The sequence below is a fragment of the Roseateles sp. genome (assembly GCF_036486225.1).
Taxonomy (GTDB): domain Bacteria; phylum Pseudomonadota; class Gammaproteobacteria; order Burkholderiales; family Burkholderiaceae_C; genus Roseateles.
The window spans coordinates 1-3,169 of sequence record NZ_DASVNZ010000343.1 but is presented as its reverse complement, the minus strand read 5'-3'; the positions used below and the strand labels follow the sequence as shown (position 1 = coordinate 3,169).

Genomic DNA, 3,169 nt, shown 5'->3' with positions numbered 1-3,169 from the left:
CACGCCGGCACCGCCCCGGGCCACGGCGACCGCGAAGCCGGCGCCGCCTCCCGCCGCCGCTCCCCGTCCGTCAGCCCTCCTGCGACCCCTCCGGTTGCCACGCCCGCGCAGGCAACGCCTGCCCCCGCGTCGGATGTCCCCATTAAAGGCCACGCCATGGCCATCGGCGGCGCGCTCAAGGCCGACAACGACGAGGTGTGGAACCGCCTGATCGCCCTGGCCGGCGGACGCGGCGCCCGTTTCGTCGTCTTCGGCACCGCCGCCGAAGATCCCGAGGCCAGCGCCAAGCAGGTTGTCGAGCAGCTGCAGCGCCGCGGCGCGTTTGCCGAGGCGCTGCCCGTCGCGCCGAAGTTCTCCTGGGTCGACCTCAGCAAGGTGGTGCGCGACGCCGCGCTGATCGCCAAGGTGCGCAACGCCAAGGGCATCTTCTTCACCGGCGGCTCGCAGGAGCGCATCGTCGACGTGCTGCTCCCGGGCGGCCACCCGACGCCGATGCTCGACGCCATCTGGGACGTCTACCGCAAGGGCGGCGTCGTCGCCGGCACCTCGGCCGGCGCGGCGGTGATGAGCACCGTGATGTTCCGCGACGCGCCCAGCGTCATCAGCATCCTCAAGGGCCAGTGGGAGGAGGGCAAGCAGATCGACCGCGGCCTGGGCTTCGTCGGGCCGGAACTCTTCGTCGACCAGCATTTCCTCAAGCGCGGGCGCTTCGGCCGCATGGTGCCGCTGATGCTGGCCAAGGGCTACAAGCTGGGTCTGGGCGTGGACGAGAACTCCGCCGCCGTGATCCGCGGCGACGAGGTCGAGATCATCGGCCACAAGGGCGCGCTGCTGGTGGACCTGAGCGAGGCGTCCTCGGATCGTGGGCTCGGCGTCTTCAACCTCAAGAACGCACGGCTGACCTACCTCGACCACGGCGACCGGATGAACCTGCGCACGCGCGGCGTCACGCCCTCGGCGGTGAAGCTGCGCGGCCAGAAGCTCGAGCCCGGCGCGCCCGACTACAAGCCCTATTACACGCTGCCCCAGTTCTACACGGACATGTTGGGCGACTCGACGATCTCGACGGCGATGTCCATCCTCATCGACAGCGTGCAGCCCGAGTTTCGCGGCCTGAGCTTCGAGGCCGCGCCCAAGGCCGGCGACACGCTCGCCGACCTGGGCTTCCTGTTCCGGCTCTACAAGGGGCCGGGCAGCATCGGCTGGAGCACCGACGAGCTCGGGCCCGAGGACTACACCGTGGTCAACCTCTACCTGGACGTGACGCCGGTGCGCATGCCCTTGCCGCTGTTCAGTCCCTGGCCCGGCGAGCCTCGCCCAAAGAAACCGGCCGCGGCCGAGGAACCGCCGGCGGGCGAACGTCCGCAGCCGTGAGGCGCGCCGAACCGATCGCCGCGCCGATCGCCTGACGGGTCGTCCCGGCGTCCGACCGGGCGACCGGCGGGGCCGTCCGGCATCCCGATTTCTGGCGGCCCCTGCAAAGCCGCTAGCATGGGGCGTCCGCTCGCTCTTGCGCGTTCCTGCTCTTCCCCAGCTCTTCCCCAGCTGTTCTCCTGGAGTCTCCTGCGTTGTCGCGAAAACTTCTCACCCCAGGGCGCGCCGCCGCCGGGGCGGTCCTGCTGCTGCTGACCGCGGCACTGGGCCTGCCCGTTGCGGCCCAGACGCGCCCCACGCCGGTATCACCGGGATCGCCGGTCACACCGACCGTGCCCCCCAGCGCTCCCGCGACCGCGGCCAGCCAGGCGATGCCGTCGGCGCCGGTCTCGGCCAGCGCCCGCCGGCTCTACGACCGCAGCCGCTCGCAGCTGCTGCAGGTCCGCACGCTCTACAACGGCAGCCAGGCCTCGGTGGGCTCGGGCTTCGTCGTCAGCGCCGAAGGCCACGTCATCACCAACTACCACGTCATCAGCCAGCATGCGCTGGAGCCGGAGCGCTACCGCCTCCAGTACCAGACGCCCGAAGGCGACGGCGGCGACATCGAGCTGCTGGACTTCGATGCCCGCCGCGACCTCGCCTTGCTGCGCATCGTGCGCAAGGGCGATACGCCTGACCCCAAGGGCGTCGTCGCGCGCATGACCGCCACGCCGCTGGTGTTCCGCAAGGCCGACCAGCCGCTGGCCAAGGGCGAGCGCATCTACTCGATGGGCAACCCGCACGACGTCGCGTTCGCCGTCGTCGAGGGCACCTACAACGGCCTGGTCGAGCGCAGCTTCGACCCCTTGATCTACTACTCCGGCTCGATCAACCCCGGCATGAGCGGCGGCCCGGTGATCGACGAGGACGGCGAGATCGTCGGCATCAACGTGTCGACGATGATCTTCGCGCAGCAGATGAGCTTCCTCGTCCCTGCTGAGCACGCGGCCGCGCTGCTCGCGCGCAGCCGCAACGCCGCGCCGATCAAGGGCGCCGCCTGGCCCAAGCTGCGCCAGCAGCTGATGGCCTACCAGGACGAACTCTCGCGCAACTTCCTGGCGCAGCCGTGGCGCACACTCACGCACCCGCGCTACCGTTTCCCGATCCCGCAGGAGGAGTACATGCGCTGCTGGGGCAGCGGCTCCTCCGCCGACGAACAGGGTCTGCAGATGCAGCGCACGCAATGCCGGATGGAGCACGCGCTGTTCATCAGCGAGTCGCTGCAGACCGGCTACTTCGGCGTCACCGAGGAGGTCTACGACGGCAGCAAGCTGGGCGCGCTGCGCTTCGCCAACATCTACTCGGCCAGCTTCCGCAACGAACGCCTGGGCGGCCCCGACCGCGACCGCACCGCGCCGTACTGCAAGGAGGACTTCGTCCAGCAGAAGGACGGCCCGCCGCTGCGCGCCGTCGCCTGCCTGCGCGCCTACCGCAAGCTCGACGGGCTTTTCGACCTCACCGTGCTGGTCACCAATGTCGACGCCGCCACCGAAGGCGCGCTCGGCCGCTTCGACGCCCGCGGCGTCAGCTTCGCGAATGCCACCCAGCTGACGCGTCACTATCTCCAAGGATTCGCATGGACCACGCCGCGGTAATCGAGATCGTCGACCGGGACGGTCATTGCCGGGAGGTGCACAAGGTGCGCGCGTGGCCGCTGCGCATCGGACGCTCGCCGGACGCCGACCTCGTGCTGTCCGACCCGCACCTGGCGGGCACGCACGCGCTGCTGCACTGGGACCGCGGCGAGCCGGCGGCC

At 70.5% G+C, this 3,169-nt stretch carries 3 protein-coding genes; all 3 read left to right on the top strand.

Going from position 1 to position 3,169, the window contains the following annotated elements:
• The first annotated feature begins 156 nt into the window (after positions 1-156).
• On the top strand, positions 157-1,374 hold the full coding sequence (locus VF536_RS22295) for a cyanophycinase (RefSeq protein ID WP_331617090.1): 1,218 nt from the start codon (positions 157-159) through the stop codon (positions 1,372-1,374).
• 194 nt (positions 1,375-1,568) lie between these two features.
• The gene (locus VF536_RS22290) at positions 1,569-3,008 is read left to right on the top strand and encodes a S1 family peptidase (RefSeq protein ID WP_331617089.1); all 1,440 of its coding nucleotides are present in this window, start codon (positions 1,569-1,571) and stop codon (positions 3,006-3,008) included.
• Positions 2,990-3,169: FHA domain-containing protein (locus tag VF536_RS22285; RefSeq protein WP_331617088.1), on the top strand; the 180-nt coding region annotated here is incomplete at its 3' end. The genes VF536_RS22290 and VF536_RS22285, both read left to right, overlap by 19 nt.